Genomic DNA, 25637 nt, shown 5'->3' with positions numbered 1-25637 from the left:
CTTTCTGACGAAAAGGTGGGAGTGTGGTATAATAACTTCATGACAAAAAGACCGACTTCAGCCTATATTCACATTCCCTTTTGTACGCAGATTTGCTACTATTGTGATTTTTCAAAGGTATTTATTCAAAACCAGCCTGTGGACGAGTATTTAGCAGCTCTGATGGAGGAGGTGCGGTTCTATGACTTGCCTCCTTTAAAAACGCTCTATATTGGCGGTGGGACACCTTCTGCCTTGTCGGCGGAGCAGTTGGACTACTTGCTGACCAATTTGGAGAACTTGCTCGACTTGTCTCAAGTAGAAGAATTTACCATTGAGGCCAATCCTGGGGATTTGACAGCAGATAAGATTGCTGTTTTACGAAAATCCAAGTGCAATCGGGTCTCGCTTGGTGTACAGACCTTTGATGACCGCATGCTCAAGAAAATCGGGCGTTCCCACAATCAAGCTCAGATTTATGAAACGATTAGTGCCTTAAAAGTTGCGGGTTTCCACAATATCTCGATTGACTTAATCTATGCCCTGCCTGGGCAGACCATGGAGCAGGTCAAAGATAATGTAGCGCGGGCTCTTTCGCTCGATATTCCCCACATGAGCCTCTATAGTTTGATTTTGGAAAATCATACGGTCTTTATGAATCGCCAGCGCAGGGGCAATCTACACCTGCCAAATGAAGATGTCGAGTCTGACATGTTTGAATACATCTTACAGGAATTGGAAAAAAATGGCTTTGAACACTACGAGATTTCCAACTTTACCAAGCCAGGTTTTGAAAGCAGACACAATCTCATGTATTGGGACAATGCAGAATACTTTGGCCTGGGAGCGGGGGCTTCTGGTTATCTGTCTGGCATGCGCTACCGCAATCGAGGACCTATCCAGCATTATCTGAAGTCCATCCGGGAAAAGGGTCATGCGAGGCTCCACGAAGAGCAACTATCGCAGGCAGAGCAAATGGAAGAAGAAATGTTTTTAGGATTGCGGAAGAAAACAGGCGTTTCGATTGCTCGTTTTGAGGAAAAATTTGCAACATCCTTTAAAGAACGCTATGGTCATGTGGTGGCAGAGTTGAAGAATGAGGGTCTCCTTCAGGAAGAAAATGGCTTTATCCGAATGACCAAAAAAGGGCTCTTTCTCGGAGACACAGTTGCAGAACGATTTATCATAGGAGAGGAATAATGGGACTACGTTATCAGGAAACACTCACGCTACCCTTTGATATGGTAGATGTCAAGCAAGAATTAAAAATTCCAGGCTTTTTAGCGTATTGCTTAGCCTTATCTGGTCGCCAATCGGATCTTCTAGGGCGCGGGGATAAGGAAATCTTTGAGCAGTATGGCCTTGTCTGGGTGGTGACAGATTATGAGGTGGACATTACTCGTTTGCCGCGCTATCAGGAAACGGTCACGATTGAGACAGAAGCGATTTCTTACAATAAGTTTTTCTGCTATCGGACCTTTCATATTTATGATGAAGCAGGGGAGTTGCTCATCAAGATTTTAGCCTACTTTGTCCTGATTGATTTTGAGACCAGAAAGGTCAGCCCAGTTCCAGAGGAATTGATTGCGCCCTACCAATCTGAAAGGGTCAAAAAAGTAGCGCGGGCTCCCAAATATGACACCTTAGAAGAAGCCCTCGAGCAGGAGCGAGAGGTGCGGTATTTCGACATTGACCTCAATGGACATGTCAATAATAGCAAGTATCTGGAATGGATGTACGAGAGTTTGGAGTATGAATTTCTCATCACTCACCGACCAACTTATTTCCAACTCAAGTATATCAAGGAGGTGGCACCAGAAGCGCTTGTAACGACCAAGGTCGTAGTGGAAAATGGTGTCAGTCAGCATGAAATCTGGTCTAACGGCCAGCTCAATGCCCAAGGAATGATCAAATGGGGAAGCCGAGATGACAGCAAACAATAATTGGCTCAAGTGGGCTGTTCGTCTGCAGGCCTTGGCGCAGACGGGTCTTGCCTATGGTAAGGATGTCTATGATATAGAACGATTTGAAGAAATTCGCCAGATAGCAGCGAAAATGCTGGTGGAGCCGTCGGGCTTACCGCTAGAGCAAGTAGAAGAATTGTTTTGTAACGAAACAGGCTATCAAACACCCAAACTTGATACCCGCGCAGCCATTATCCAAGACAAAAAAATTCTCTTGGTTCAGGAAAATGACGGCTTGTGGTCCTTGCCGGGTGGCTGGTGTGATGTCGATTGCTCGACCATGGAAAATGTCATCAAGGAAGTGCGAGAAGAGGCGGGACTTGAAGTCGAAGTGTTGCGCCTGGTTGCCATTTTGGACAAGGCAAAGAGCAATCCTAGCAGGTCAGCCCACCATGTGACCAAGGTCTTTTACCTATGCCGAGCGCTCGGTGGGGCATTTCAAGCCAATTCAGAGACGGTTGCGAGCGCCTATTTCGCCTTGGAGGACTTGCCTGCCCTGTCCGTTGGGAAAAATACAGCAGAACAGATAGCCCTCTGCTTTGAAGCGCATCAGGCAGAGCACTGGGAAGCACGATTTGAATGAGGAGATGAGATGAGTTATAAAGGATATTTAATTGATTTGGATGGGACCATTTACAAGGGAAAGAACCGCATTCCAGCAGGGGAACGCTTTGTTCATGCCTTGCAGGAGCGTAAGCTCCCCTATCTCTTTGTGACGAATAATACTACCCGCAGACCAGAATCCGTTCAGACCATGTTGCAGGAGCAGTTTAACATCGACACCCCGCTTGAGACCATTTATACTGCCAGTCTTGCGACCGTTGATTATATGAATCAGCTGGGCAAGGCAAAGACAGCTTATGTGATTGGAGAAGAGGGGCTGAAATCAGCGATTCTTGAAGCAGGTTATGTAGAGGAAACGGACAATCCTGCCTATGTCGTGGTCGGACTTGACACCGATTTAACTTATGAAAAATTGACCATTGCGACCCTGGCGATTCAAAAAGGAGCGGTCTTTATCGGGACCAATCCAGACCTAAATATCCCAACTGAACGAGGACTCCTGCCAGGAGCAGGCTCCTTGATTGCCTTGCTAGAAGCAGCGACGCGGGTTAAGGCAACCTTTATCGGCAAACCTCAAGCCATTATCATGGACAATGCTCTGTCCATTTTGGGAACGGAGCGGAGCGAGACCCTCATGGTTGGGGATAATTATTTGACGGACATTCGGGCAGGAATTGACAATGATTTTCCAACGCTTCTTGTCTTAACAGGCTTCACCAAGCCTGAAGAGATAGCGACACTCCCAGTAGCACCGACCCATGTGCTGAATAGCCTAGATGAATGGAGCTTCGATGAAAACTAAATTCTCAGTAGTTATGAGCCTCCTCTTTCTCTTATCGGTGGCCATTGTGGCAACGATTTATGGCGCGTGGCTTTTCTATCCTCTAGAAATCAAGTGGTTGAGATTGGAACAAGTCGTTTACATGAAGAGTGCAGATATCAGCTATAATTTCAATATCCTCCTGCGCTATCTGACCCTACCGTGGGAGCAGACCCTCTCTATGCCCAATTTTCCCTCATCAGCAGACGGTCTACACCATTTTCAGCAAGTCAAGTGGCTCTTTCACCTTGCTCAAGCTGTTGTGTTGGTAAGTCTGCCGGGCTTTCTATCTTTTTGGAAACATGTTGTGAAAAAAGGATACGGGAACTTGTATCGTCCTGTTTTTGTGACGGCCGCAGTCTTGCCAGTTCTGATTGGTATCTTTGGTGTCATCATTGGGTTTGACAGTTTTTTTACCCTCTTTCATCAGATTCTCTTTGTAGGGGATAGTAGCTGGCTCTTTAACCCCAATACTGATCCTGTAATCTACATCTTACCAGCTGAATTTTTCCTACACTCTTTCCTGCTCTTTTTCGTCTTATATGAAGGCCTGTGTCTCGGAATGGTATTTTGGTGTCAGTCCAAAAGAAAGGCGAGGTAAATCCCGAGAAAATTTCAGGGTAAGTAGATTGTTCAGTCCTTTTTTCACACTTTTCAGGGAATTTTGATGATTCTCAAAAAAATAGACACAAACAATTTCAGGAAATATCTTGACAAAACGAGTGGATAGAAGTATAATGGTATAGACTTTGAAATTGAGGGGAGTGAAAATAATGTCAAAAACAGTTGTACGCAAGAACGAATCACTTGATGATGCTCTTCGTCGTTTCAAACGTGCGGTTACCAAAGCTGGTACTCTTCAAGAAACACGCAAACGCGAATTCTACGAAAAACCATCTGTAAAACGTAAACGCAAATCAGAAGCAGCTCGTAAGCGTAAAAAATTCTAACATGTAAAAAACAGCTGTTAAGCTGTTTTTTTGTCCTATCTATACTTATATAAAGGAGTTTTTCATGAGTATTTTAGTAACAGGTGGTGCAGGCTACATCGGTAGCCATACCGTGGTTGAATTGTTGAAATTAGGAAAAGAAGTGGTCATTGTTGATAATTTGTCCAATTCAAGTTTACTCGTCTTAGATCGCATCGAAGAAATAACTGGCAAGCGGCCTACCTTCTATGAGTTGGATGTGGCAGATAAGGATGCTCTTCGTACTGTATTTGAAAAAGAAGAGATTGACTCCGCCATTCACTTTGCAGGCTACAAGGCAGTTGGTGAGTCGGTGGCAAAGCCTGTCATGTATTATGAAAACAACATTATGAGCACCCTAGCCTTGGTGGAAGTCATGGCTGAGTTTGGCGTGAAAAAAGTGGTCTTTAGCTCTAGTGCGACTGTATATGGCCTTCACAATCCATCTCCGCTGGTTGAAACGATGCCAACGAGTGCGACCAACCCGTATGGCTATACCAAGGTGATGCTGGAGCAAATCCTGCGTGATGTGGAAGTAGCGGACTCTGAATGGAGCATTGCCCTGCTTCGCTATTTCAATCCAATCGGAGCGCACGAATCAGGCTTGATTGGGGAAGATCCTGCAGGGATTCCCAATAATCTCATGCCCTTTATTGCTCAGGTAGCTGTTGGGAAACGTCCTGAATTGAGCGTATTTGGTGATGATTATGACACAGTAGACGGAACAGGTGTCCGTGACTATATCCATGTTGTTGATTTGGCACTCGGTCATATCAAGGCCTTGGAGAAGATTGCAGATACAACAGGTGTCTATACTTATAACCTTGGATCAGGTCAGGGAACGAGTGTGCTGGAGCTGGTACAGGCTTTTGAAAAAGTAAATGGCGTTCCTGTCCCATACAAGATTGTGGACCGCCGTCCTGGCGACATAGCTACCTGCTTTGCAAATAGCGACAAGGCTTTAGCTGAACTCAACTGGAAGACTGAAAAGACCATTGAAGACATGTGCCGTGACACATGGAATTGGCAATCCAAGAACCCGAACGGGTATGAGAAATAACAAAAAAGACAGGCCACCTGTCTTTTTTAGTATTATTTGTTTTTCAACAAATCGCGGATTTCAGCGAGCAATTCTTCTTGAGTTGGTCCAGCAACTTCAGCAGCAGCTTCTTCAGCGGCTTCTTGTTTTTTAGCAAGGCTTTGTGCTTTTTCCATACCTTTTACGATGAAGAAGAGAACAGTACCCACAATGACAAAGTTGATAACAGCGCTCAAGAAGTTACCGTAAGCAATCCCATTCCAGCTAAGTTCAGCAATCTTATCTGCACCAGCAGCTTTCAAAGCAGGTGTCAAGAAAAGAGGGGTAATCACATCTTGAACAAGTGATTGGACGATAGCACCAAAGGCACCAGCGATAATCACACCGATTGCCAAGTCAACAACATTACCACGAAGTAAAAACGCTTTTAAATCTTTTAACATATCCCAAATATGTCCTTTCATAAAAAATTAACAGTTTTTATTATATGCCGAAATGATTTTTTTTACAAGTATTCTAGCTTGGAAATTTTACATTTTTACATTTTTAGTATAAAATAGAACATGTTATAATAGCTGATACCCTGCACTGGAAGGAGGTGACCGCGTGATTTCAAAAGAGAAGATCAATGAGATTAAACAAGCAGTCAATATTGTTGATGTGATTGGTGAAACCATCTCTCTGACCAAGGCAGGGCGCAATTTTTTAGGGCTGTGTCCTTTCCATGGTGAAAAGACGCCTTCCTTTAACGTGGTCGAAGATAAGCAATTCTTCCATTGTTTTGGTTGTGGCAAGTCAGGCGATGTGTTTAAATTTATCGAGGAATACCGTGGCATCTCCTTTACAGACAGCGTTCAGGTAGTGGCTGAAAAGGCTGGGATTCAGCTAGAGCAGCAGAGAGTAGCCGTTCAGGAACGCCGTGTGCATCCGCATCAAGTGCTCTTTGATATTCATACGGAAGCTGGGAAGTTTTACCATGCCCTTCTGATGACGACAAAAATGGGCGAAGAAGCGCGAGCTTATCTGCATCACCGTGGCTTGACCGATGAGGTCATCAAGCATTTTCAGATTGGTCTGGCACCGCAGGAGCAGAATTACCTCTATAGGCATTTGTCTGCTAAGTTTGAGGAGCAGGCCTTGCTCGAATCAGGCTTGTTTAATCCTGCTGATAACAACCTTATCTACGATGCCTTTCAGGGGAGGATTATGTTTCCTCTGACCGATGAGTATGGGCGTATCTTGGCGTTTTCAGGGCGTATTTGGCAGCCACGAGATTTGGAGAATAAACAGCTGGCCAAGTACAAAAATAGTAGAAGCACTGCGATTTTTAATAAGAGCTATGAACTCTATCATCTGGATCAGGCGAAGGCTGTGATTAAAAAAAGCCATGAGGTCTATCTCATGGAGGGGTTTATGGATGTTATTGCAGCTCATCGGGCTGGACTTGACAATGCCGTTGCCTCAATGGGAACAGCCTTGACCAGAGAACATGTCCAGCATTTAGCTAAATTCTGTAAAAAGGTGATTGTGACCTATGACGGAGATGCGGCGGGACAGGCAGCGACAGCAAAAGCACTTGACGAATTGCAGGACTTTCAAGTTGAGATTGTTAGCCTGCCAGACAATTTGGACCCGGATGAATTTTTAGCCAAGCATTCAAAGGAAATGCTCTATCAGGTCTTGACGACTAGTCGGATTAGCGACGTGGAGTTTTTGATTCAGTATCTCAAGCCTGCAAATCCCGATAATTTACAGATGCAGATTGAGTTTGTTGAAAAAATTGCACCGATTATTGCAAAAAATAAGTCAATTACCGCGCAAAATTCGTATATATATAAGGTAGCGGATGTCTTGCCCGATTTTGACTATGGTCAGGTAGAAACAGCGGTCAATCATTTGCGTTTACACGAGCGGGCAGAACGCAGTCAGACAGCGCAAGGTCGAGGCGATATACAGAGACAGCCAATCACCGAATTACCTCAAAAAATGCGCTTATCACGACTGGTTCGCACGGAAAATCATTTGCTCAACCGCATGATGACCCACCCTTATATCTTGAATGACTATCGATTGAAAGAGGACTTTTTCTTCTTTACACCAGAATTGCAAGTCTTGTTTGGTCTCTTAAAAGAGCACGGGGAGGTGACAGCCTATGATTTGGCCCAGCAGACAGAGCAAGTCCAGCGAGCTTGGTATCAGGTCTTGGAGGAAAAATTGCCAGAGGAGATAGGCGATAGCGAGCTAGAAGAGCTAGAAAGGCGGCGGCAACAGGAACAGCTGAAGCGAGAAAATCAGCAGAAATCACGTGTCATTCGGGAACACGTCCACATTGGCAATACCGAAGCAGCACTAGATGAATTAGCACAACTCATTGCACATAAAAGAAATATGGAGTAACTATGACAGCGAAAAAAGATAAAAAACAAGAAGTAACAACTTTTGATGTTCAAGTTGCGGATTTTATTCGTAACCATAAAAAAGAGGGAACTGCAACAGACGATGCAATCAATGATCAATTGGTCATTCCTTTCACTCTTGATGCAGACGGGATTGATGACCTCTTGCAACGGATTCAGGATGCAGGGATTGCGATTGTTGACAAGGATGGAAATCCGAGCGCGCGCGTCCTTCAAGTAGAAGAAGAGCCTGAATTAACAGATGAAGAGTTACTCGGTAGTAATTCTGCTAAAGTCAATGACCCTGTGCGCATGTACTTGAAAGAAATTGGGGTTGTGCCCCTCTTAACCAATGAAGAAGAGCAGGAATTGGCCCTTGCTGTAGAAGCTGGTGACCCAGAGGCGAAGCAACGTCTTGCAGAAGCCAATCTCCGTTTGGTGGTTTCCATTGCCAAACGCTATGTCGGCCGTGGCATGCAGTTCTTAGACTTGATTCAAGAAGGAAACATGGGCTTGATGAAAGCCGTTGACAAGTTTGACTATTCAAAAGGTTTCAAGTTCTCCACTTATGCGACATGGTGGATTCGCCAAGCCATTACCCGTGCTATTGCGGATCAGGCTCGCACCATTCGGATTCCAGTTCACATGGTTGAAACAATCAATAAATTAGTCCGTGAACAGCGTAATTTGCTCCAAGAATTGGGACAAGATCCAACACCAGAACAAATCGCAGAACGCATGGACATGACACCAGACAAGGTGCGTGAAATCTTGAAGATTGCCCAAGAACCTGTCTCCCTTGAAACACCAATCGGGGAAGAAGATGATAGCCACCTTGGTGATTTTATCGAAGACGAAGTGATTGAAAATCCAGTGGACTACACCACACGCGTTGTCTTACGAGAACAATTGGATGAAGTCTTAGACACTCTTACAGACCGCGAAGAAAACGTCCTTCGCCTCCGCTTCGGACTTGATGACGGAAAAATGCGTACCCTAGAAGATGTCGGCAAAGTCTTTAACGTTACCCGCGAACGCATCCGCCAAATCGAAGCCAAAGCCCTCCGCAAACTCCGCCACCCAAGCCGAAGCAAACCCTTGCGCGACTTTATTGAGGACTGATACTGCCTACGGATAGGCAGTATCAGCGCCCGCTTGAAAACACGAAAGCGGTCCAGTCCGGGGGAACCGTTTTAACGCCTGCCTAGAAACAGAAGAGCAGGCCCTGGCTAGTCAGTATCAGCGCCCGCTTGAAAACACGAAAGCGGGCTAGTCCGGGGGAACCGTTTTAACGCCTGCCTAGAAACAGAAGAGCAGGCCCTGACTAGTCAGTATCAGCGCCCACCTAGAAATACGAAAGCGGTCCAGTCCGGGGGACTTTTCTAACGCCTGCCCGAAAACTGGAAAGCGGGCAGTTTTGGGGAACCGTTTTAACGCCCGCCCAGAAATTGGAAAGCGGGTCCATTCCAGTGGAGGTTTTTAACGCCCGCCTGAAAACATGAAAGCGGGCAGTTTTGGGGAACCGTTTTAACGCCTGCCTAGAAACAGAAGAGCAGGCCCTGGCTAGTCAGTATCAGCGCCCACCTAGAAACACGATAGCGTGCTAGTCAGTATCAGCGTTATCTGACAGAAAATACAAGAGTAGGAGACACTATCAATGGCTTATACAGAAGAACAAGTAAAAGAAATTCAGGAACGGATTTTTCATGCCTTAGAAGAAGTCATTGATCCTGAATTAGGAATTGACATTATCAATCTTGGCTTGATTTACGAAATCCGCTTCATGGATGGCAAAACAGAGATTGATATGACCTTAACCACTATGGGTTGCCCGCTGGCTGATTTGATTACCGATCAGATTTATGACGTGCTTAGTACCGTTCCAGAAGTGACAGAGGTAGACGTCCGTCTAGTTTGGTCACCAGCTTGGACAGTCCAAAAAATGAGTCGCTATGCGCGCATTGCTCTAGGAATTAAGTAAAAAACAAAACTTCGTCAGAATAGTTTCTAACGAAGTCTTTTTATTTGATAAAATGTTGTAGCCACTGTCCCCCATAAATCCAAAAGAAGCTGTAGGCCACAATGGAAATGGGACGACATAGGAGAATAATGGTGGTGAACTTGCGGTAACTCATGCTGGTCAAACCAGTAATCATTACGACAATATCAGCAGGCGACACAGGAGACAGCATGCAGAGGATGAAGAAGATTTCATAGCTTTTCTTATTGTCAATCTTACTTTCATACTTGTAAAAGGTTTCTTCAGTCATAAAGAGCAGACAGAAGGCCTTGCCGTATGTTCGGGCCAGCCAAAACAGGATGATGCTGCCGATAGAAATCCCAACATAATTGACAACGAAGCCCCACCAATGTCCGAAGACCAAAAAGCCGACAACGGTCGTTACACCACCAGGGATAATCGGGAAGACTACTTGAATGATTTGAATGAAAACATAGGTGAGACTTCCAAATGCTCCATGGCCCTTAATGGTATCGGCTAGGATATTTTGATCGTTTAAAATTCCAATTTTATAGAGCCAGATGACGAGAAAGACACTAGCAATGAGTGTGAGAATACTGAGAATCTGAAAAGTTTTTTGCCAAAATTTATACATGCTACTATTTTACCATACATTGTTGCATTTCTGAAAATAGAAAACCAAAATCTGTTGCTATTTTTTTTCTAATTTGGTATACTAATATGGTACTCTGATGAAGGGGTCGTTACGGATTCGACAGGCATTATGAGGCTTGTTCTGCAACTCATCTAGCGGATGTAAAACGCCAGTTAAATATAACTGCAAAAAATACAAATTCTTACGCATTAGCAGCTTAATAACCTGCCTGCGTGACTAGTAGCGGATTGCTTGTGTCTGCTGTCTGGTCTTAAATGAGCAAGCTACGTTAGAATTGTGTCAGTAAGTTCTAAAAGAGATGGACTGAATCGCTTGGATGGGGCTTGAGTTATGTGCCGTCTCCCAGTTAAATCAAGACATAACCTATGGTTGTAGACGAATAAGTTAGCAGGTGTTTGGACGTGGGTTCGACTCCCACCGGCTCCATGAAGATTATGGAAGATTACTCAAGAGGCTTAAGAGGCCGTGTTGGAAACGCGGTAGGCGTGTAACAGCGTGCGTGGGTTCGAATCCCATGTCTTCCGTTTTACAAGGTTCCCTAGTGGAGCCTTTTTGTTTTTCTTTACAGCTGTAGTTGTTTTTTATGAAAATATTCTGTTTTTTCTCCGTTTTTATTGAAATTTAGTCTAAATATGGTATGATGGATAACAATAAACGAACGAAGAGGTGACAAATGCAGGAAAAAATTCTCCAGACATTAGCGAAAACAGAGCTTCATTGCCATTTGGATGGTTCCTTATCTCTGGGGACTATTCGACAGTTGGCAGGGATGGCCCAGATTTCTTTGCCTCTTCATGATGAGGAACTACGGACGCTAGTGACAGCACCAGAGCAGACGGAATCTTTGCTGGATTATCTGACTGTGTTTGATGTGATTCGCCCCTTGCTCCAGACCAAGGAAGCTCTTCGACTTGCTGCCTATGATGTTGCAGCGCAAGCAGCACAAGAAAATGTCCTCTATATGGAAATTCGCTTTGCACCGGAGTTGTCCATGGACCAAGGCTTAACTGCCTTAGAGACTGTTGAAGCCGTTTTGGAAGGCATCAAGGAAGCAGAAGCCGAATTTGGAATTGTCGCTAAAGTCTTGGTCTGCGGCTTGAAGCAAACTCCACCAGAACAAACTCAGGATATTTTTGCAGAAGTTGTAAGCCTAGTCCAAAAGGGTCTGGCAGGATTTGACTTTGCAGGAAATGAAGCAGATTTTCCGACGCAGGCATTGGAAGAGGCAATCAAAGAAACGCAAGCCCTAGGCTTACCCCTAACCTTTCACGCAGGAGAATGTGGCTGTGTCGCCAATGTCGCGCATGCCATCCAACTCGGTATTTCTCGGATTGGTCATGGCACGGCTCTATTGAAAGACCGTAAAACGATGGAGGAAGTTATCCAATCTGGTACAACGATTGAGATGTGTCTGACCAGCAACTTGCAGACGGGAGCAGCTCCAACCTTGGCAGACTTCCCTTATCAGGCTCTCTATGATTTGGGTGCCAATATCACGATTAACACGGATAATCGCACGGTATCAAACACCAATTTGACCAAAGAATATGCCCTGTTTGTCCAGCATTTTGGAACCAGTAAGGCAGACTTTTATCGCTTTAACCAGAACGCCATTCGAGCTAGTTTCACAAGTGAAACAGAAAAAGAGAAGCTCTTGAAAAAATTGGAACACGCCTATCAAAACTAACTAAAATCAGCAGAACATCACGACAAGCCCAGCTCGTGATGTTTTTCTGTATCAGATGTAAAGAATATCTACAAATTACTGTGAAAGCCTTTACATCGTGATGGGGAGGGGATATACTGAATGAGTAAAGCAAACGTTTGCGTTTAATTCATTTCTAGGAGGATTCTGAATGAAAAAAGAAACAGTTGGCAAGGAGCGCCAGCACTTTAGCTTGCGTACGTTAACATATGGTACTGCCTCGGTCCTGTTATCAGCGAGTTTTTGTGTCGTGGGTAATATGATGGTCCAAGCAGAAGAGGCAAGTTCAGATATAGCAAAGGTGCAGGTGGATTCTGCAACACCAAAAGAAGATGGGATAAAAGACAAGGAGCAGACAGAAGACAGTCAGGAAACACCAGATAAGAGTCTTGGGGAAACCAGTCAAGCTAGTGCATCAGAGCCAGCCGATTCGGACAAGGCGACAGGACAAGCTGATACGGAAGCGACAGCCTCTGTATTTCGGTCAGCAACTGTAGGGAAAGTGGATGAAATCAAAGAAGGCTCTATCCGTCTGCACTTCAAAAAACTGCCTTCGGATAACCTTGCTAATATTGGCTTGTGGACTTGGGATGATGTGGAGAAACCCTCTAGTCAGAATGGTGCCTGGCCCGTGGGAGCCACTAAGTTTTCAGAAGCGAAGCAAGATGAGTACGGCTATTATCTGGATGTGCCCTTATCTGCAACAAAACGGGAAAAAATCAGCTTCTTAATCAATGACATAGCAGGTCGTAATCTGACAGAAGATAAGAGCGTGGAGTTGATTAGTCCTAAGATGAACGAGGTCTGGTTTGATGAAAAATATAACTCCTATACCTATGAGCCAATCGCTGAAGGCATGGTGCGGATCAATTATCTGCGTTCAGACAACAACTATGACCGCAAGTCCTTGTGGTTGTGGGGAGATGTGGAACAGCCTACGACGAATTGGCCTGATGGGGTTGATTTTGATAAGCAGGGCAAGTATGGAGCCTATGTTGATGTCAAATTGACTGATGTGGCTAAATCAATCGGCTTTTTGTTACTAGATGAGAGCAAGTCAGGCGATGATGTGAAGATCCAGCCAAATGATTACCGTTTTACAGATCTGAAAAAACATCGCCAGCTTTTCGTGAGAGATGCCGATCCTACGATTTATACCAATCCTTATTTTGTCAATAACATTCGATTGACAGGAGCACAACAGATTAGTCCAACTGAAATTGAAGCAACCTTTACCACTTTGGAAAATGCTACAAAAGAAGAGCTGTTAAAGAACATACAGGTGAAAAATAAGGACAATCAACCTGTAGAAATCAAGGATATTGTCTTGGATGAAGCTGCGAAAAAAGTCATGATTCAAGGAGAGTTTGGTGGGGAGCAATCTCCTTATACAGTAAGTTATGGAAGTGAGCAATTTAAGACAGGTATGAATTGGCAGTTGAAAGATAGCCTGTATCAATATGATGGTGAGCTGGGGGCCTGTGTGACAGAAAATGGTCAAAAAGTTGCCGTGACCCTATGGTCACCAAGTGCAGATCAGGTGTCACTAGTGGTCTATGATAAAGAAAATCAAGAGAAGGTGATTGGCAGAGTTGCCATGACCAAAGGGGAAAAAGGAACCTGGCATGCAGACTTGACAGCAGATAGTGACTTGGGGATTAGGGACTACCGTGGCTACTATTACCACTACGAAATCAAGCGGGGTGATCAATCTGTCTTAACCTTGGATCCGTATGCCAAGTCTTTAGCTGCCTGGAACAGCGATTTGGCAGAGACAGACCCCTCTTATAAAGTAGCTAAAGCAGCCTTTGTAGACCCGGCAGAAGTCGGACCAAAAGACTTGACTTATGCTAGGATTCCAGGCTTTAAAGATCGGAAAGATGCGGTGATTTACGAAGCCCATGTCCGTGATTTTACGTCTGATCAGGCGATTGCAAATGACTTGAAGGCACAGTTTGGAACCTTCTCAGCTTTTGTGGAGAAACTGGATTATCTAAAAGAGTTGGGTGTGACCCATATTCAGTTGCTGCCTGTCCTTAGTTATTACTATGTCAATGAACTCAAAAATGCAGAGCGGATGGACGAGTACGCTTCTAGCAACAGCAACTATAACTGGGGCTATGACCCGCAGAATTATTTCTCCCTAACAGGTATGTATTCGAGCGATCCGACCAATCCGAGTGCGCGCATCGCAGAATTTAAGGAGCTGGTCAATGAAATTCACAAGCGTGGTATGGGGGTCATCTTGGATGTCGTCTATAACCACACAGCGAAAACGGATCTTTTCGAAGATTTAGAGCCCAATTATTATCATTTTATGGACGCAGATGGTACTCCGCGAACCAGCTACGGTGGCGGTCGTTTGGGAACAACGCACCATATGAGCCGTCGGGTTTTGGTGGACTCTATCAAGTATTTGACTGACGAATACAAGGTGGATGGCTTCCGCTTTGACTTGATGGGGGACCATGATGCCGAAACCATTCAAAAGGCTTACGATGAAGCAAGAAAGCTCAATCCCAATCTCGTGATGCTAGGAGAAGGTTGGGCGACCTACTCAGGTGATGAAAACAAACCTGTTCAGCCAGCGGATCAGTCTTGGATGGCCTCCACCGATTCTGCGGCGGTATTTTCAGATGATATTCGCAATACGCTGAAATCAGGCTATCCAAATGAAGGCACACCTGCCTTTATCACCAATGGAAAACAGGATATTGAAAAAGTTTTCCGCAATATCAAGGCGCAGCCAACAAACTTTGTAGCAGATGATCCAGGTGATGTCGTCCAGTACATCGCAGCTCATGATAATTTGCCATTAGCAGACATCATCGCCCAGTCGATTAAAAAAGACCCTGGCAAGCCAGAAAATGAAAAGGAGATTCATCGTCGTCTCCGTCTGGGGAACCTCATGATTTTGACTTCTCAAGGGACACCATTTATCCATTCGGGTCAAGAATACGGTCGGACCAAGCAATTCCGCCACCCAGACTATCGCACGCCCGTCTCAAACGATAAGGTGCCGAACAAGTCTCATCTGTTGACCAATGAAGATGGTAGTCCATTTGACTATCCGTATTTTATCCATGATTCCTATGATTCGAGTGATGCGGTCAATCATTTTGACTGGAGCAAGGCGACAGACAGCGCAGCCTATCCTGAACATACAAAAAGCCGTGCCTATACGGCAGGCTTGGTGGCTCTGCGTAAATCCACAGATGCTTTCAAATTAGCCTCTAAAGAAGAAGTTGACAAACGCGTGACCTTGCTGACGACAGCAGGCAAAGACGGTGTTGAAAAAGAAGACCTTGTTTTGGGCTACCAGACTGTCGCAAGCAATGGTGATGTCTATCTGGTCTTTGTCAATGCCGATACCAAGGAGCGCCAGTTCACAGTTGAACAATCTCTGAAGAATGCAGCCGTACTAGCAGATGGAAAACAAGCAGGTACAGAAGCGATTAAAACGCCAGAGGGGGTCCAGCTCACCGAAAACAGCTTGACCCTTGCGCCACTGACTGCAACGGTTTTACGGATTGCAAAAGAAGATGCGCAGACACCACCGAGTGGAGACAAGATGGTCAAAGGTTCGGTGATTATTGAATATCGCGACATCAACGATCGCATATTGAAAGACAATGCCCTTGTTCACTATAATGCAGCGGTCGATACTGCCTATAATGCGGAGGAATCTAAGCACAAAACACAGACGATTGTGGGCTACGATGGAAAAACTTACAAATTAGCTCCAGCAGGAACTTACAAGGTTGGAGAGGTAGATGAACATAGTCATTTAGTCTCATCAGCACCTACGGCTGGTCGGGTGGTAGGAAATACTACTTTGATTGTGACCTATGTCTACCAAGAAGTTCCAGCTCCATCAGACACACCAGACAATCCGCAACCAACACCACAGACAGATGCGGATAAGACCACTCCGACTGCTGATACAGTAGAAAGAAAAGAGGGCGAGTTGACGGTGGCTGACGTCACAGGCGCAGTCAAAGATAAGGGCAACGGTACAGTTACTCTCAAAGACGGCACGCAGTTGCCAAGCATAGTGGGCGAACATACTGTTCCAGTCATGGTGACTTATCCAGATAATAGTACTGATGAGCTTGAAGTCCCAGTTAAGATTATTGCGAAGTCTGATGCGGATAAGACCAGCCCGACGGTTTCTCATGTGACGAAACCAGAAGGTGAGTTAACAGCAGAAGACATTATAGGGGCAGTAGCAGAGATGGGTCAAGGAACAGTTCAGCTTGCCCCGGGTACAGAGTTACCCACTAAGGCAGGTGAATATGGTATTTCAGTTATTGTGACCTATCCTGATAATAGTAGGGACGAGTTGGTTGTTCCTGTCACCCTTACTTCTAAGACGGATGATCAGAAAACACCACCGCCAAGTTCTGGATCAGAGCCACCAAAGGTGAGTGACCAGTCACAGTCGCAAGATGAGCCAAGAGCGCCAGTAAGAAAGAATCGGAAAGGCTTACCAAAAACAGGTAGCGAGTTCTCAACGGCAGGCTTCTGGCTAGGTATTCTATCGCTTGCAGCAGGACTAGCCATGGTTAGAAAAAATAAGAAGAGCGAGTAATGCGTTCTTACTAAAAAATCTCTGAAACAATCGTGTTTCAGAGATTTTTGTGATTATTGAAGATTCAATTTTTTTGTCATGATGTAGTGGGTACCGAAGTAGTAGCCGCTTGCTAGGAGAATACTAAGGATTAGAGAGTAAATATAATAGGCGTCAAAGGTTCCGCCATTATAGATATTCCCTAGAGTAGAGAAAGTGCCGGATGTTGCAAGGAGAATGGATGTGAGAATACCTTCTACAAAGTTTATCCCAAAATAGAAGACAACAGCAAGCAAGGTACGGTGGTCCTTGAAGAGTTGGCCGAGTGAAATCGCAAAGTAAATTAAGAGAATTGAGTGAACGGTACTAATCATGAGGAGGAACCCATAATAAATGAAGAAGTTGAGACCTGTCAATTCTTTAAAGGCTTCGTTTATCGCAAGAAATACCTCACCCATTGATAACTCTGTATTGGGAACGACGGCGATAAAGGTAATAATGAAGAGGCAGAGGACAGTTGCAATCGACGATAAACAACTCCAAACAAAGCCTGCAGTCAACTTACTAAGGATAATCTGGTGATTGGTGACAGGAAGGGTCATGGTCAAGTAGCCCTGACGGCCGTAGACGTTTTTACGGAAACGATTGACAATGAGAAAGAAGGTTGAGAGGAAGAGACCTGCGATAATAAGAGCAAGACCAACCATAATCGCTACAAAGAAGATAGCCTCTACACTTTGTGCAAACTGATAGCCATTTGAATAATTAGAGATGCCTTCAATACTTGCCCTACTCATGATATTTTGAATCCACAAACCAATAATGACAGAGAGTAGTCCAGCTGCGGCATAGAGGCCAAGATACCATTTGCCGACTGCCTTAAATTCATATTTTAATAACTTTCCAAACATAGTCATCTCCTTTACTAAGCCTTAAACTCACGGCGGAAAAGTTCGTCAATGGATTCTCCGCTTTCGATGCGCAAATCATCGACATCACTGTGGCGAATGACACTGCCGTACTGGAGGAAGATGACTTCATCGAGAATCTGTTCGACATCTGAAATCAAGTGGGTTGAAATCAAGACAGAAGAGGTTGGAGAATAGTTGTTGATGATGGTTCGCAAGATATAGTCACGGGCAGCAGGGTCCACACTACCAATCGGTTCATCGAGGATATAGAGGAGGGCTTGCCGGCTCATGACCAAAATCAACTGAACTTTTTCCTTGTTTCCTTTTGATAAGTGCTTGATGCGACTGTTGAGCTCAATGTTGAGGTCTTGAAGCAGGTGAAGCGCACGTGCCTCATCGAAATCAGCGTAGAAATCCTTGAAGAAATCAATGGCTTCGGTGATTCGCATGTGTTCATCCAAGTAAGTCGTATCGGGTAGATAAGACACGATTTGCTTGGTTTCAGGAGATGGTCTGCGACCGTTGATTAAAATTTGACCGTATTCGGGTTGGAGTAGACCGTTGAGCAATTTGATTAAGGTCGTCTTACCAGAGCCATTTGGTCCCAAGAGACCGATAATTTTTCCAGCTGACAGTTTGAGATTGATATTATTTAAGGCTACCAATCCGCCGTATGCTTTTGATACTTGCTGGATTTCAACGAGGGTAAAATTCTTTTCCATATCCTATTCTCCTTGTAGATAATTTTCCAATTGCTGAACGAGCTCTTCTTGCTCAAATCCCAGGTCTAACATATTGGTCACAAAGTTCTCTAACTCGTCTTTGGCCAAACTGACCCGGGTCTGCTGAATCAGGTCGAGATTATCTGTCACGAAGCGTCCTGTTGTGCGGACTGAATAAACAAATCCTTCGCTTTCGAGATCAGACAAGGCCCGTTGAACGGTATTGGGATTGACCCCAGCAATTTCTGCTAAATCACGCACGGTCGGGAGTTTATCTCCAGAATTGAGTTGGTGCGTCACAATTTGCAACTTAATGGTATTGGCAATCTGTATATAGATTGGGAAGTTGTTATCGAATTTCCAAGCCATGATAGCTCCTTTCAATGATATTTTATAAGGTGACAGACAGTCATCTGCCACTCTGTATCTTTGTCTTATATATATAATACAATTTTCTGTTTAAGATTGCAAGTATTATTTCTTATTTTATTCTAAAAAATCCATCTTTTTTAAAATAGGATTGCCTACAAGGATGCCAAAGCCAAGAGTAGCAAGGGGGCTATTTTTCGTGTATAATAGTAGATAAGAAAAAAAGGACATAGAAATAGAAAGAAAATGAGGGGATATATGCTAGCACAGTTGGATACCAAGACCGTCTATAGCTTTATGGATAGTATGATGACCATCGAGCGCTATGTTGCGCGTGCCAAGGAAATGGGCTACACGCATCTAGGCATCATGGATCGTGATAATCTGTACGCGGCCTATTCCTTTATGGAGGCTTGTGAGAAAGCAGGAATCCAGCCGATTATTGGCTGTGAGATGGAGCTATATCTCTCACAAGATGAGACCTTGGTGGTTCAATTGATTGCCCAAAATACAGCAGGCTACCAAAATCTCTTGAAAATCTCAACGGCCAAGATGACAGGGCAGAGAGAATTTGAGTCTATTCGACCGTACTTGACAGGGATTGCTCTGATTATCCCCTATTTTGATGGGATTGAGGACTATGATTTAGGGATTGATTTTTACATTGGGGTCTGTGAGACGACGCCAGTTGTACCATCTAGTCGTCCCTTGATTCCACTTCACACCGTGCGGTATTTTGAGGAAAGTCAAGTAGAGGTCTTGCAGGTTCTCCATGCGATTCAGGAAAATGTCCCTCTCAATCAAGTGTCGCAGTTGGTTCATCATCAGTCTTTTGTCAGCCCAGAAAGTCTTGCAGCGATGTTTGGACAACGTTTTCCAGAAGCGTTAGACGAATTGAACCGCTTGGTTTCTGGCATTTCCTATGAACTGGATAAGACCTTGAAGTTGCCACGTTTTAATCGGGAGCGCCTAGCAGTGGAAGAACTCCGTGAAAAGGCGGAAGAAGGCCTGCGAAGTAGAGGCCTGACTAGTCCTGTATATCAGGAGCGTCTAGAACAGGAGCTAGCGGTCATTCACCAGATGGGCTTTGATGACTATTTCTTAATTGTCTGGGATTTGTTGCGTTTTGGTCGCAGTCAGGGCTACTACATGGGTATGGGACGTGGCTCTGCGGTTGGAAGTCTGGTAGCCTATGCCCTCTACATTACAGGGATTGACCCCGTCAAGCATGCGCTTCTCTTTGAGCGGTTTTTAAATGTCGAACGCTACAGTATGCCTGATATTGATATTGACATTCCAGATATTCACCGCGGGGATTTTATCCGCTATGTGCGGGAGCGCTACGGGACTTTCCATGCGGCGCAGATTGTGACCTACTCTACCTTTGGAGCCAAGCAGGCCCTGCGGGATGTCTTAAAGCGCTATGGAACACCAGAATATGAAGTCAGCGCAATCACGAAGAAGATTTCTTTCCGTGATACGCTAGCTACTGCCTATGAACGAAACGCGTCTTTTCGTCAGGTCATCAATAGTAAAATCGAATACCAAAAAGCCTATGCCATCGCCCAGCAGATTGAGGGACAACCACGCCAGACCTCCATTCATGCAGCGGGGGTCGTGATGAGCGATGAGGAGTTGACCGATACCATTCCCTTAAAGGCAGGTGAGGACATGCTGATTACCCAGTATGATGCTCATGCTGTAGAAGCTAATGGTTTATTAAAAATGGATTTCCTCGGTTTGCGCAATCTGACCTTCGTCCAGAAAATGGCAGCAGCTGTGGAGGAAAAATACGGCAAGAAGATGGTGATTTCAGACATCGACTTGGAAGATAAGGCCACCCTAGAACTCTTTGCCAAGGGGCAGACCAAGGGGATTTTCCAATTTGAGCAGCCAGGAGCCATTCACCTGCTCAAGCGGGTTCAACCAAGCCGATTTGAGGACGTTGTAGCAACCACCAGTCTCAATCGTCCAGGAGCTAGTGATTACTCGGATAACTTTGTCAAGCGCAAGCACGGTCAGGAAACCGTTGACCTATTGGATGATTCGATTGCTGATATTTTGCAGCCGACCTATGGCATCATGCTCTATCAGGAGCAGGTCATGCAGATTGCCCAGCGCTTTGCAGGCTTTACTCTTGGGAAAGCCGACTTGTTGCGCCGCGCCATGTCTAAGAAAAACAAGGCAGAAATGCAGAGCATGGAAGCGGACTTCCTTGCAGGAGCCATTCAAAATAGACATGAGGAGGACAAGGCAAGAAGGATTTTTGCCATGATGGCAAAATTTGCAGGATATGGTTTCAACCGTAGCCACGCCTATGCTTATTCGGCTCTTGCCTTTCAGTTGGCCTACTTTAAAACCCATTATCCCGATGTCTTTTTTGACATCATGCTCAACTACTCAAGCAGTGATTACATTTCAGATACCCTGCAGTTTGATTTCCAAGTTGCGCCTGTCACGATTAACAGCATTCCCTACCACGATAAATTTGATGAGAAAAAGATTTACATGGGCTTGAAAAATATCAAGGGATTGCCCAAAGAATTGGCCTTTTGGATGATTGAGGAGCGCCCGTTTAAGAGTGTGGAGGATTTTATCCTGCGCCTGCCTGCTCCGTTTAAAAAGCAGGAGACCCTGAAACCCTTGATTCAGCTTGGTTTGTTCGATGACTTTGAGCCCAATCGTAAGAAGATTTTGGAAAACTTGGACAATCTCTTTGTCTTTGCGGATACCTTTGGAACCTTCTTTTCGGAAGAGACCTATAGTTGGCTGGATGCCGAAGACTATAGTGACAGTGAAAAATTTAGTTTGGAGCAGTCCATTATCGGGGTCGGCATCAGTCCCCACCCCTTGGTATTATTAGCGAAATCTTCTAGCAAGCCTCATACCCCATTTGCGGAATTGGTGGCAGGAAGTGGAGCTACAGTTCTAGGACAAGTTCAGTCGGTTCGGGTTATCCGTACCAAAAAAACGGGGCAACAAATGGCCTTTGTCCAAGTGACCGATACCAAGAAAAAACTCGATGTGACCCTCTTTCCAGACATCTACCAGCGCTATCAGAATCTCTTGAAAGAAGGCGAGATGTTCTATCTGACAGGCAAGGTTCAAGACAGAGATGGTCAATTGCAGTTGGTCTTGGATAGGCTGGAGCAACCAAGCACTGAAAAATTTTGGATTTTGCTGGAAAATCGAGAGCATGACCAGAATATTGCTGCAATTTTGGCCGAGTATCCAGGAACGATTCCAGTCATTTTGCACTACCAAGATAGCAATCAGACCGTCCAATTAGAACGGATATTTGTCGAAAAATCAGCCCATTTGCAAAGTCGCTTACAGAAAGTTTCAATGAAAACGGTTTTTCGGTAAAAATTAGTAAAAAGTCAAGCATACTGCGGGTAAATGTGGTATAATGATACAGTTAAAAATGAAAAAAGGAGCATTAGTTAAATGAAACGTATTGCTGTTTTAACTAGTGGCGGTGACGCCCCTGGTATGAATGCTGCCGTTCGTGCGGTCGTTCGTAAAGCAATTTCAGAAGGAATGGAAGTCTTCGGGATTAACTATGGTTATGCCGGAATGGTTGCTGGAGACATTTTTCCATTGACAAAAGAAGGCGTTAGCGGGATTCTCGGTACTGGTGGTACCATGTTGTATTCTGCCCGCTACCCAGAGTTTGCTCAATTAGAAGGTCAATTAAAAGGGATTGAGCAATTGAAAAAACATGGCATCGAAGGTGTCGTGGTAATCGGTGGAGATGGTTCTTACCACGGAGCGATGCGCTTGACAGAGCATGGTTTCCCAGCTATCGGTATCCCAGGTACAATTGATAACGACATTCCAGGTACAGACTTTACAATCGGTTTTGACACAGCATGTATGACAGTAATGGATGCGGTTGATAAAATTCGTGACACAGCCATGAGCCACCGCCGTACTTTCGTTGTGGAAGTGATGGGTCGCCACGCTGGTGACATCGCTCTTTGGACTGGTATTGCCATCGGTGCAGACGAAATCATCGTCCCAGAGGAAGACTTCCAGATTGAAGAGGTGGTTGCAAGCATCCGCAAGGGCTACGAAAAAGGGAAAAACCACAACATCGTCATGCTTGCTGAAGGAGTGATGTCCGCTCATGAATTTGCGAAGAAATTGAAAGAAGCTGGCGATACCAGCGACCTTCGTGCCATCGAACTTGGTCACATCCAACGTGGTGGTCGTCCAACGGTTCGTGACCGCGTTCTTGCATCTCGCTTGGGGGCTTATGCTGTGGAACTTCTAAAAGAAGGCCGCGGTGGTCTTGCTGTTGGTGTTCATAAAGATGACCTCGTTGCCAACCCAATCCTTGGTACAAAAGAAGAAAATGCCCTTTTCTGCCTCGGTGAAGACGGTAAGATTATTGTCAACAACCCTCATAAAGGGGATGCTAAGTTAGCTGGACTCGCTCGTAGCTTGTCTCGTTACTAAATCGATGATGCTTGTATAAACTTGATACAACAGAAGGAGAGAAAACAAATCATGAATAAACGCGTAAAACTTGTTGCTACATTAGGTCCTGCGGTTGAAATCCGTGGTGGTAAAAAATTCGGTGAAGATGGTTACTGGGGTGAAAAATTAGATGTTGAAGCATCTGCTCAGAAAATCGCTGAATTGATTAAAGAAGGCGCAAACGTATTCCGTTTCAACTTCTCACACGGTGACCACCAAGAGCAAGGTGACCGTATGGCAACAGTACGTCGTGCTGAAGAAATCGCTGGTCAAAAAGTTGGTTTCTTGCTTGATACAAAAGGTCCTGAAATCCGTACAGAATTGTTTGAAGGCGATGCAAAAGAATACGAGTACACAACTGGTGAAACGCTTCGTGTTGCTACCAAACAAGGAATCAAATCAACTCGTGAAGTGATTGCCTTGAACGTTGCTGGTGGTCTTGACATCTATGATGACGTTGAAGTCGGCAAACAAATCCTTGTGGACGATGGCAAACTTGGTCTTCGTGTCTTTGCCAAAGACGATGAAAAACGTGAATTTGAAGTAACGGTTGAAAATGACGGTGTTATTGCAAAACAAAAAGGTGTAAACATTCCTTACACTAAAATTCCTTTCCCAGCGCTTGCTGAGCGTGATAACGCAGACATCCGTTTCGGTCTTGAGCAAGGCTTGAACTTTATCGCAATTTCATTCGTTCGTACTGCAAAAGATGTCAACGAAGTACGTGCAATCTGTGAAGAAACTGGAAATACTCACGTGAAATTGTTTGCGAAAATCGAAAACCAACAAGGGATTGACAACATTGACGAAATCATCGAAGCAGCAGACGGTATCATGATTGCGCGTGGTGACATGGGGATTGAAGTACCATTTGAAATGGTTCCAGTTTACCAAAAAATGATCATCACTAAAGTCAACGCAGCAGGTAAAGCCGTTATCACAGCAACCAACATGCTTGAAACCATGACTGAAAAACCACGTGCGACTCGTTCAGAAGTATCAGACGTATTCAACGCGGTCATCGACGGAACAGACGCAACCATGCTTTCAGGTGAGTCAGCAAACGGTAAATACCCAGTTGAGTCCGTTCGTACAATGGCAACCATCGCTAAAAATGCCCAAACTCTCTTGAACGAATACGGTCGTTTGGATGCTTCTAACTTTGAGCGTACAAGTAAGACAGAAGTGATTGCGTCAGCAGTTCGTGATGCGTGTCACTCAATGGATATCAAGTTGGTCGTTACAGTAACAGAAACTGGATTTTCAGCCCGTTCTATCTCTAAATACCGTCCAGATGCAGACATCTTGGCTGTAACCTTTACAGAAGAAGTGCAAAAATCATTGATGATTAACTGGGGAGTTATTCCAATCGTGACAGACAAACCAGCTTCTACAGATGACATGTTTGAATTGGCAGAACGCGAAGCGATTAAAGCAGGTCTCGTTCAATCAGGCGACGATATTGTTATCGTAGCAGGTGTGCCAGTTGGTGTTGCTGGTTCAACAAACACCATGCGTGTCCGTACTGTAAAATAAAAGCAAGATAAAAGCCTAGTGAACATCACTAAGGCTTTTTTGGTGCGATTATACGATATGCAAACCAGAATGTCGGTATTTTTCTAACAGGTCAGCGGGAATATGATTGTCAGTAATGAAGGTATCAATCTGATCAGCGCTTAGAAAGGTTGCAACAGAAGAATTTTCTAGTTTTGAAGAATCGATCAAGGCAATGACTTTTTCCGAGTGCTTGACCATCATCTTCTTTAGTTCAACCTCGTAAATGTTAAAGTCTGACAAGCCATCTGCCAAATTGAAAGAATGCGCAGAGACAAATAATTTATTGATGTTCATCTTGACCAACATCTCTGCTCCCAAGGTGCTCTCAATAGCGTTGGAGCGTCCTCTGAGAATCCCTCCGATGAGAATCGTAGTGATATTAGGAACATCTTTTAAGAGCTCGGCAGTCATCATTCCATTCGTTAACACCGTGAGGCGAAGAGAGGACTGGCTAATCAATTTGCTCAACTCGTAAGCAGTAGAGCTTGCATCGATGAGGATACACTCATTTGTTTGAAGCAAGTCAAATGCTTTTTGAGCGATTTGTTGTTTTAAGACATCGTTTTTCTTACTTCTAAAATTATAGGAAGTGTGCGCTGGGAAGTTTAAAGAATCGATGACACTCACTTTTCCATGACTTCGATCCACTAGTTTTTTCTGGGAAAGTATCGCCAAATCATTCCGAATGGTTACAAGGGATACCCCTAACTCTTCGCTTAAATCTTTGACACGTATACTTTTTTTTTGAGATAAAATATCAAGTATTTTTCTATGTCTTTCTTCCTGATACATGGTCATTCTCCGATTCGATCTTTCTTACGGTTATCAATACGTTATCATAGCGAAAATAGTGGAAAATGTCAAGTAAAAGCATATATAAAGTAAGTATTGTGAAGATTTTAATGTTTTATACTTTCTAATTATTTTCTTTTCTTTCTTTTTATTTATCTTTTTA

General features: G+C 44.5%; 21 protein-coding genes, 1 tRNA gene, 1 other RNA gene and 1 pseudogene. 18 read left to right on the top strand and 6 right to left on the bottom strand.

Annotation, left to right across the window (positions count from 1 at the left end):
- Positions 1 to 39: 39 nt before the first annotated feature.
- From hemW to galE, 7 genes are all read left to right on the top strand, one after another.
- On the top strand, positions 40 to 1179 hold the full coding sequence (gene hemW, locus BU202_RS03160; RefSeq protein ID WP_075104351.1) for a radical SAM family heme chaperone HemW: 1140 nt from the start codon (positions 40 to 42) through the stop codon (positions 1177 to 1179).
- The gene (locus BU202_RS03155) at positions 1179 to 1922 is read left to right on the top strand and encodes an acyl-ACP thioesterase domain-containing protein (protein WP_075104350.1); all 744 of its coding nucleotides are present in this window, start codon (positions 1179 to 1181) and stop codon (positions 1920 to 1922) included. Before hemW ends, BU202_RS03155 begins: the two co-directional genes overlap by 1 nt.
- On the top strand, positions 1906 to 2526 hold the full coding sequence (locus BU202_RS03150) for an NUDIX hydrolase N-terminal domain-containing protein (RefSeq protein ID WP_075104349.1): 621 nt from the start codon (positions 1906 to 1908) through the stop codon (positions 2524 to 2526). The genes BU202_RS03155 and BU202_RS03150 overlap by 17 nt, the downstream gene beginning before the upstream one ends.
- A gap of 9 nt (positions 2527 to 2535) precedes the next feature.
- Positions 2536 to 3309, top strand: coding sequence for a TIGR01457 family HAD-type hydrolase (locus BU202_RS03145; RefSeq protein WP_075104348.1), 774 nt, complete (start codon positions 2536 to 2538; stop codon positions 3307 to 3309).
- Positions 3299 to 3928: a TIGR01906 family membrane protein gene (locus tag BU202_RS03140; protein ID WP_075104347.1), complete on the top strand. Its 630-nt coding sequence runs from the start codon at positions 3299 to 3301 to the stop codon at positions 3926 to 3928. Before BU202_RS03145 ends, BU202_RS03140 begins: the two co-directional genes overlap by 11 nt.
- 172 nt (positions 3929 to 4100) lie before the next feature.
- Complete coding sequence (gene rpsU / locus BU202_RS03135) at positions 4101 to 4277, top strand: 30S ribosomal protein S21 (RefSeq protein WP_000048054.1); 177 nt, start codon at positions 4101 to 4103, stop codon at positions 4275 to 4277.
- Positions 4278 to 4341: 64 nt separating this feature from the next.
- Positions 4342 to 5355: a UDP-glucose 4-epimerase GalE gene (gene galE / locus BU202_RS03130; protein WP_075104346.1), complete on the top strand. Its 1014-nt coding sequence runs from the start codon at positions 4342 to 4344 to the stop codon at positions 5353 to 5355.
- A gap of 32 nt (positions 5356 to 5387) precedes the next feature.
- On the opposite strand, the gene mscL is transcribed toward galE, so the two are convergent.
- On the bottom strand, positions 5388 to 5777 hold the full coding sequence (gene mscL, locus BU202_RS03125; protein ID WP_075104345.1) for a large conductance mechanosensitive channel protein MscL: 390 nt from the start codon (positions 5775 to 5777) through the stop codon (positions 5388 to 5390).
- 163 nt (positions 5778 to 5940) lie between these two features.
- Here mscL and dnaG point away from each other — a divergent pair, with 163 nt between their 5' ends.
- The 3 genes from dnaG (at position 5941) to BU202_RS03110 (ending at position 9711) form a co-directional block, all read left to right on the top strand.
- Positions 5941 to 7731, top strand: a complete 1791-nt coding sequence (gene dnaG, locus BU202_RS03120) for a DNA primase (RefSeq protein ID WP_075104344.1) — start codon at positions 5941 to 5943, stop codon at positions 7729 to 7731.
- 2 nt (positions 7732 to 7733) lie between these two features.
- Positions 7734 to 8852 (top strand): RNA polymerase sigma factor RpoD, encoded by a 1119-nt coding sequence (rpoD, locus tag BU202_RS03115; protein WP_075104343.1) that lies wholly within the window; start codon positions 7734 to 7736, stop codon positions 8850 to 8852.
- A 535-nt stretch (positions 8853 to 9387) separates the two neighbouring features.
- Positions 9388 to 9711: a metal-sulfur cluster assembly factor gene (locus tag BU202_RS03110; protein WP_075104342.1), complete on the top strand. Its 324-nt coding sequence runs from the start codon at positions 9388 to 9390 to the stop codon at positions 9709 to 9711.
- Between the two features lie 40 nt (positions 9712 to 9751).
- Here the strand turns inward: BU202_RS03110 and BU202_RS03105 are convergent, their stop codons facing one another.
- Positions 9752 to 10345 (bottom strand): TVP38/TMEM64 family protein, encoded by a 594-nt coding sequence (locus BU202_RS03105; protein ID WP_075104341.1) that lies wholly within the window; start codon positions 10343 to 10345, stop codon positions 9752 to 9754.
- 102 nt (positions 10346 to 10447) lie between these two features.
- Here BU202_RS03105 and ssrA point away from each other — a divergent pair.
- The 5 genes and pseudogenes from ssrA to BU202_RS10690 all read left to right on the top strand — a co-directional run bounded on the left by ssrA (position 10448) and on the right by BU202_RS10690 (position 16662).
- Positions 10448 to 10795, top strand: a transfer-messenger RNA (tmRNA) gene (ssrA, locus tag BU202_RS03100).
- Positions 10796 to 10802: 7 nt separating this feature from the next.
- Positions 10803 to 10890: transfer RNA gene (locus BU202_RS03095), tRNA-Ser, on the top strand.
- A gap of 149 nt (positions 10891 to 11039) precedes the next feature.
- Complete coding sequence (add, locus tag BU202_RS03090) at positions 11040 to 12053, top strand: adenosine deaminase (protein WP_075104340.1); 1014 nt, start codon at positions 11040 to 11042, stop codon at positions 12051 to 12053.
- Between the two features lie 169 nt (positions 12054 to 12222).
- Positions 12223 to 16425 (top strand): annotated as a pseudogene (locus BU202_RS03085) (pullulanase); the annotation flags it as partial.
- Between the two features lie 69 nt (positions 16426 to 16494).
- Positions 16495 to 16662: an LPXTG cell wall anchor domain-containing protein gene (locus BU202_RS10690; protein ID WP_279626012.1), complete on the top strand. Its 168-nt coding sequence runs from the start codon at positions 16495 to 16497 to the stop codon at positions 16660 to 16662.
- Between the two features lie 53 nt (positions 16663 to 16715).
- Here the strand turns inward: BU202_RS10690 and BU202_RS03075 are convergent, their stop codons facing one another.
- Genes BU202_RS03075 through BU202_RS03065 form a run of 3 tightly spaced genes read right to left on the bottom strand, consistent with a single transcriptional unit; the run spans position 16716 to position 18643 of the window.
- A complete protein-coding gene (locus tag BU202_RS03075; RefSeq protein ID WP_075104339.1) occupies positions 16716 to 17552 on the bottom strand; it encodes a hypothetical protein in 837 nt (278 codons plus the stop codon).
- A 14-nt stretch (positions 17553 to 17566) separates the two neighbouring features.
- Entirely contained in the window at positions 17567 to 18274 is a 708-nt protein-coding gene (locus tag BU202_RS03070) for an ABC transporter ATP-binding protein (RefSeq protein ID WP_075104338.1), read from the bottom strand.
- 3 nt (positions 18275 to 18277) lie between these two features.
- A complete protein-coding gene (locus BU202_RS03065; protein WP_075104337.1) occupies positions 18278 to 18643 on the bottom strand; it encodes a GntR family transcriptional regulator in 366 nt (121 codons plus the stop codon).
- 258 nt (positions 18644 to 18901) lie between these two features.
- Here BU202_RS03065 and BU202_RS03060 point away from each other — a divergent pair, with 258 nt between their 5' ends.
- The 3 genes from BU202_RS03060 (at position 18902) to pyk (ending at position 24661) form a co-directional block, all read left to right on the top strand.
- Positions 18902 to 22009 carry a DNA polymerase III subunit alpha gene (locus BU202_RS03060; RefSeq protein WP_075104336.1) on the top strand — a complete coding sequence of 1036 codons (3108 nt, stop codon included), beginning with the start codon at positions 18902 to 18904 and terminating at the stop codon, positions 22007 to 22009.
- A gap of 81 nt (positions 22010 to 22090) precedes the next feature.
- Positions 22091 to 23104 carry a 6-phosphofructokinase gene (gene pfkA / locus BU202_RS03055; protein ID WP_075104335.1) on the top strand — a complete coding sequence of 338 codons (1014 nt, stop codon included), beginning with the start codon at positions 22091 to 22093 and terminating at the stop codon, positions 23102 to 23104.
- 51 nt (positions 23105 to 23155) lie between these two features.
- The gene (gene pyk, locus BU202_RS03050) at positions 23156 to 24661 is read left to right on the top strand and encodes a pyruvate kinase (RefSeq protein WP_075104334.1); all 1506 of its coding nucleotides are present in this window, start codon (positions 23156 to 23158) and stop codon (positions 24659 to 24661) included.
- Positions 24662 to 24709: 48 nt separating this feature from the next.
- Here the strand turns inward: pyk and BU202_RS03045 are convergent, their stop codons facing one another.
- Positions 24710 to 25474, bottom strand: a complete 765-nt coding sequence (locus tag BU202_RS03045; RefSeq protein WP_075104333.1) for a DeoR/GlpR family DNA-binding transcription regulator — start codon at positions 25472 to 25474, stop codon at positions 24710 to 24712.
- Positions 25475 to 25637 lie beyond the last annotated feature (163 nt).

The organism is Streptococcus cuniculi, assembly GCF_001921845.1.
GTDB lineage: Bacteria > Bacillota > Bacilli > Lactobacillales > Streptococcaceae > Streptococcus > Streptococcus cuniculi.
This window is presented reverse-complemented; position numbering and strand designations above follow the sequence as displayed.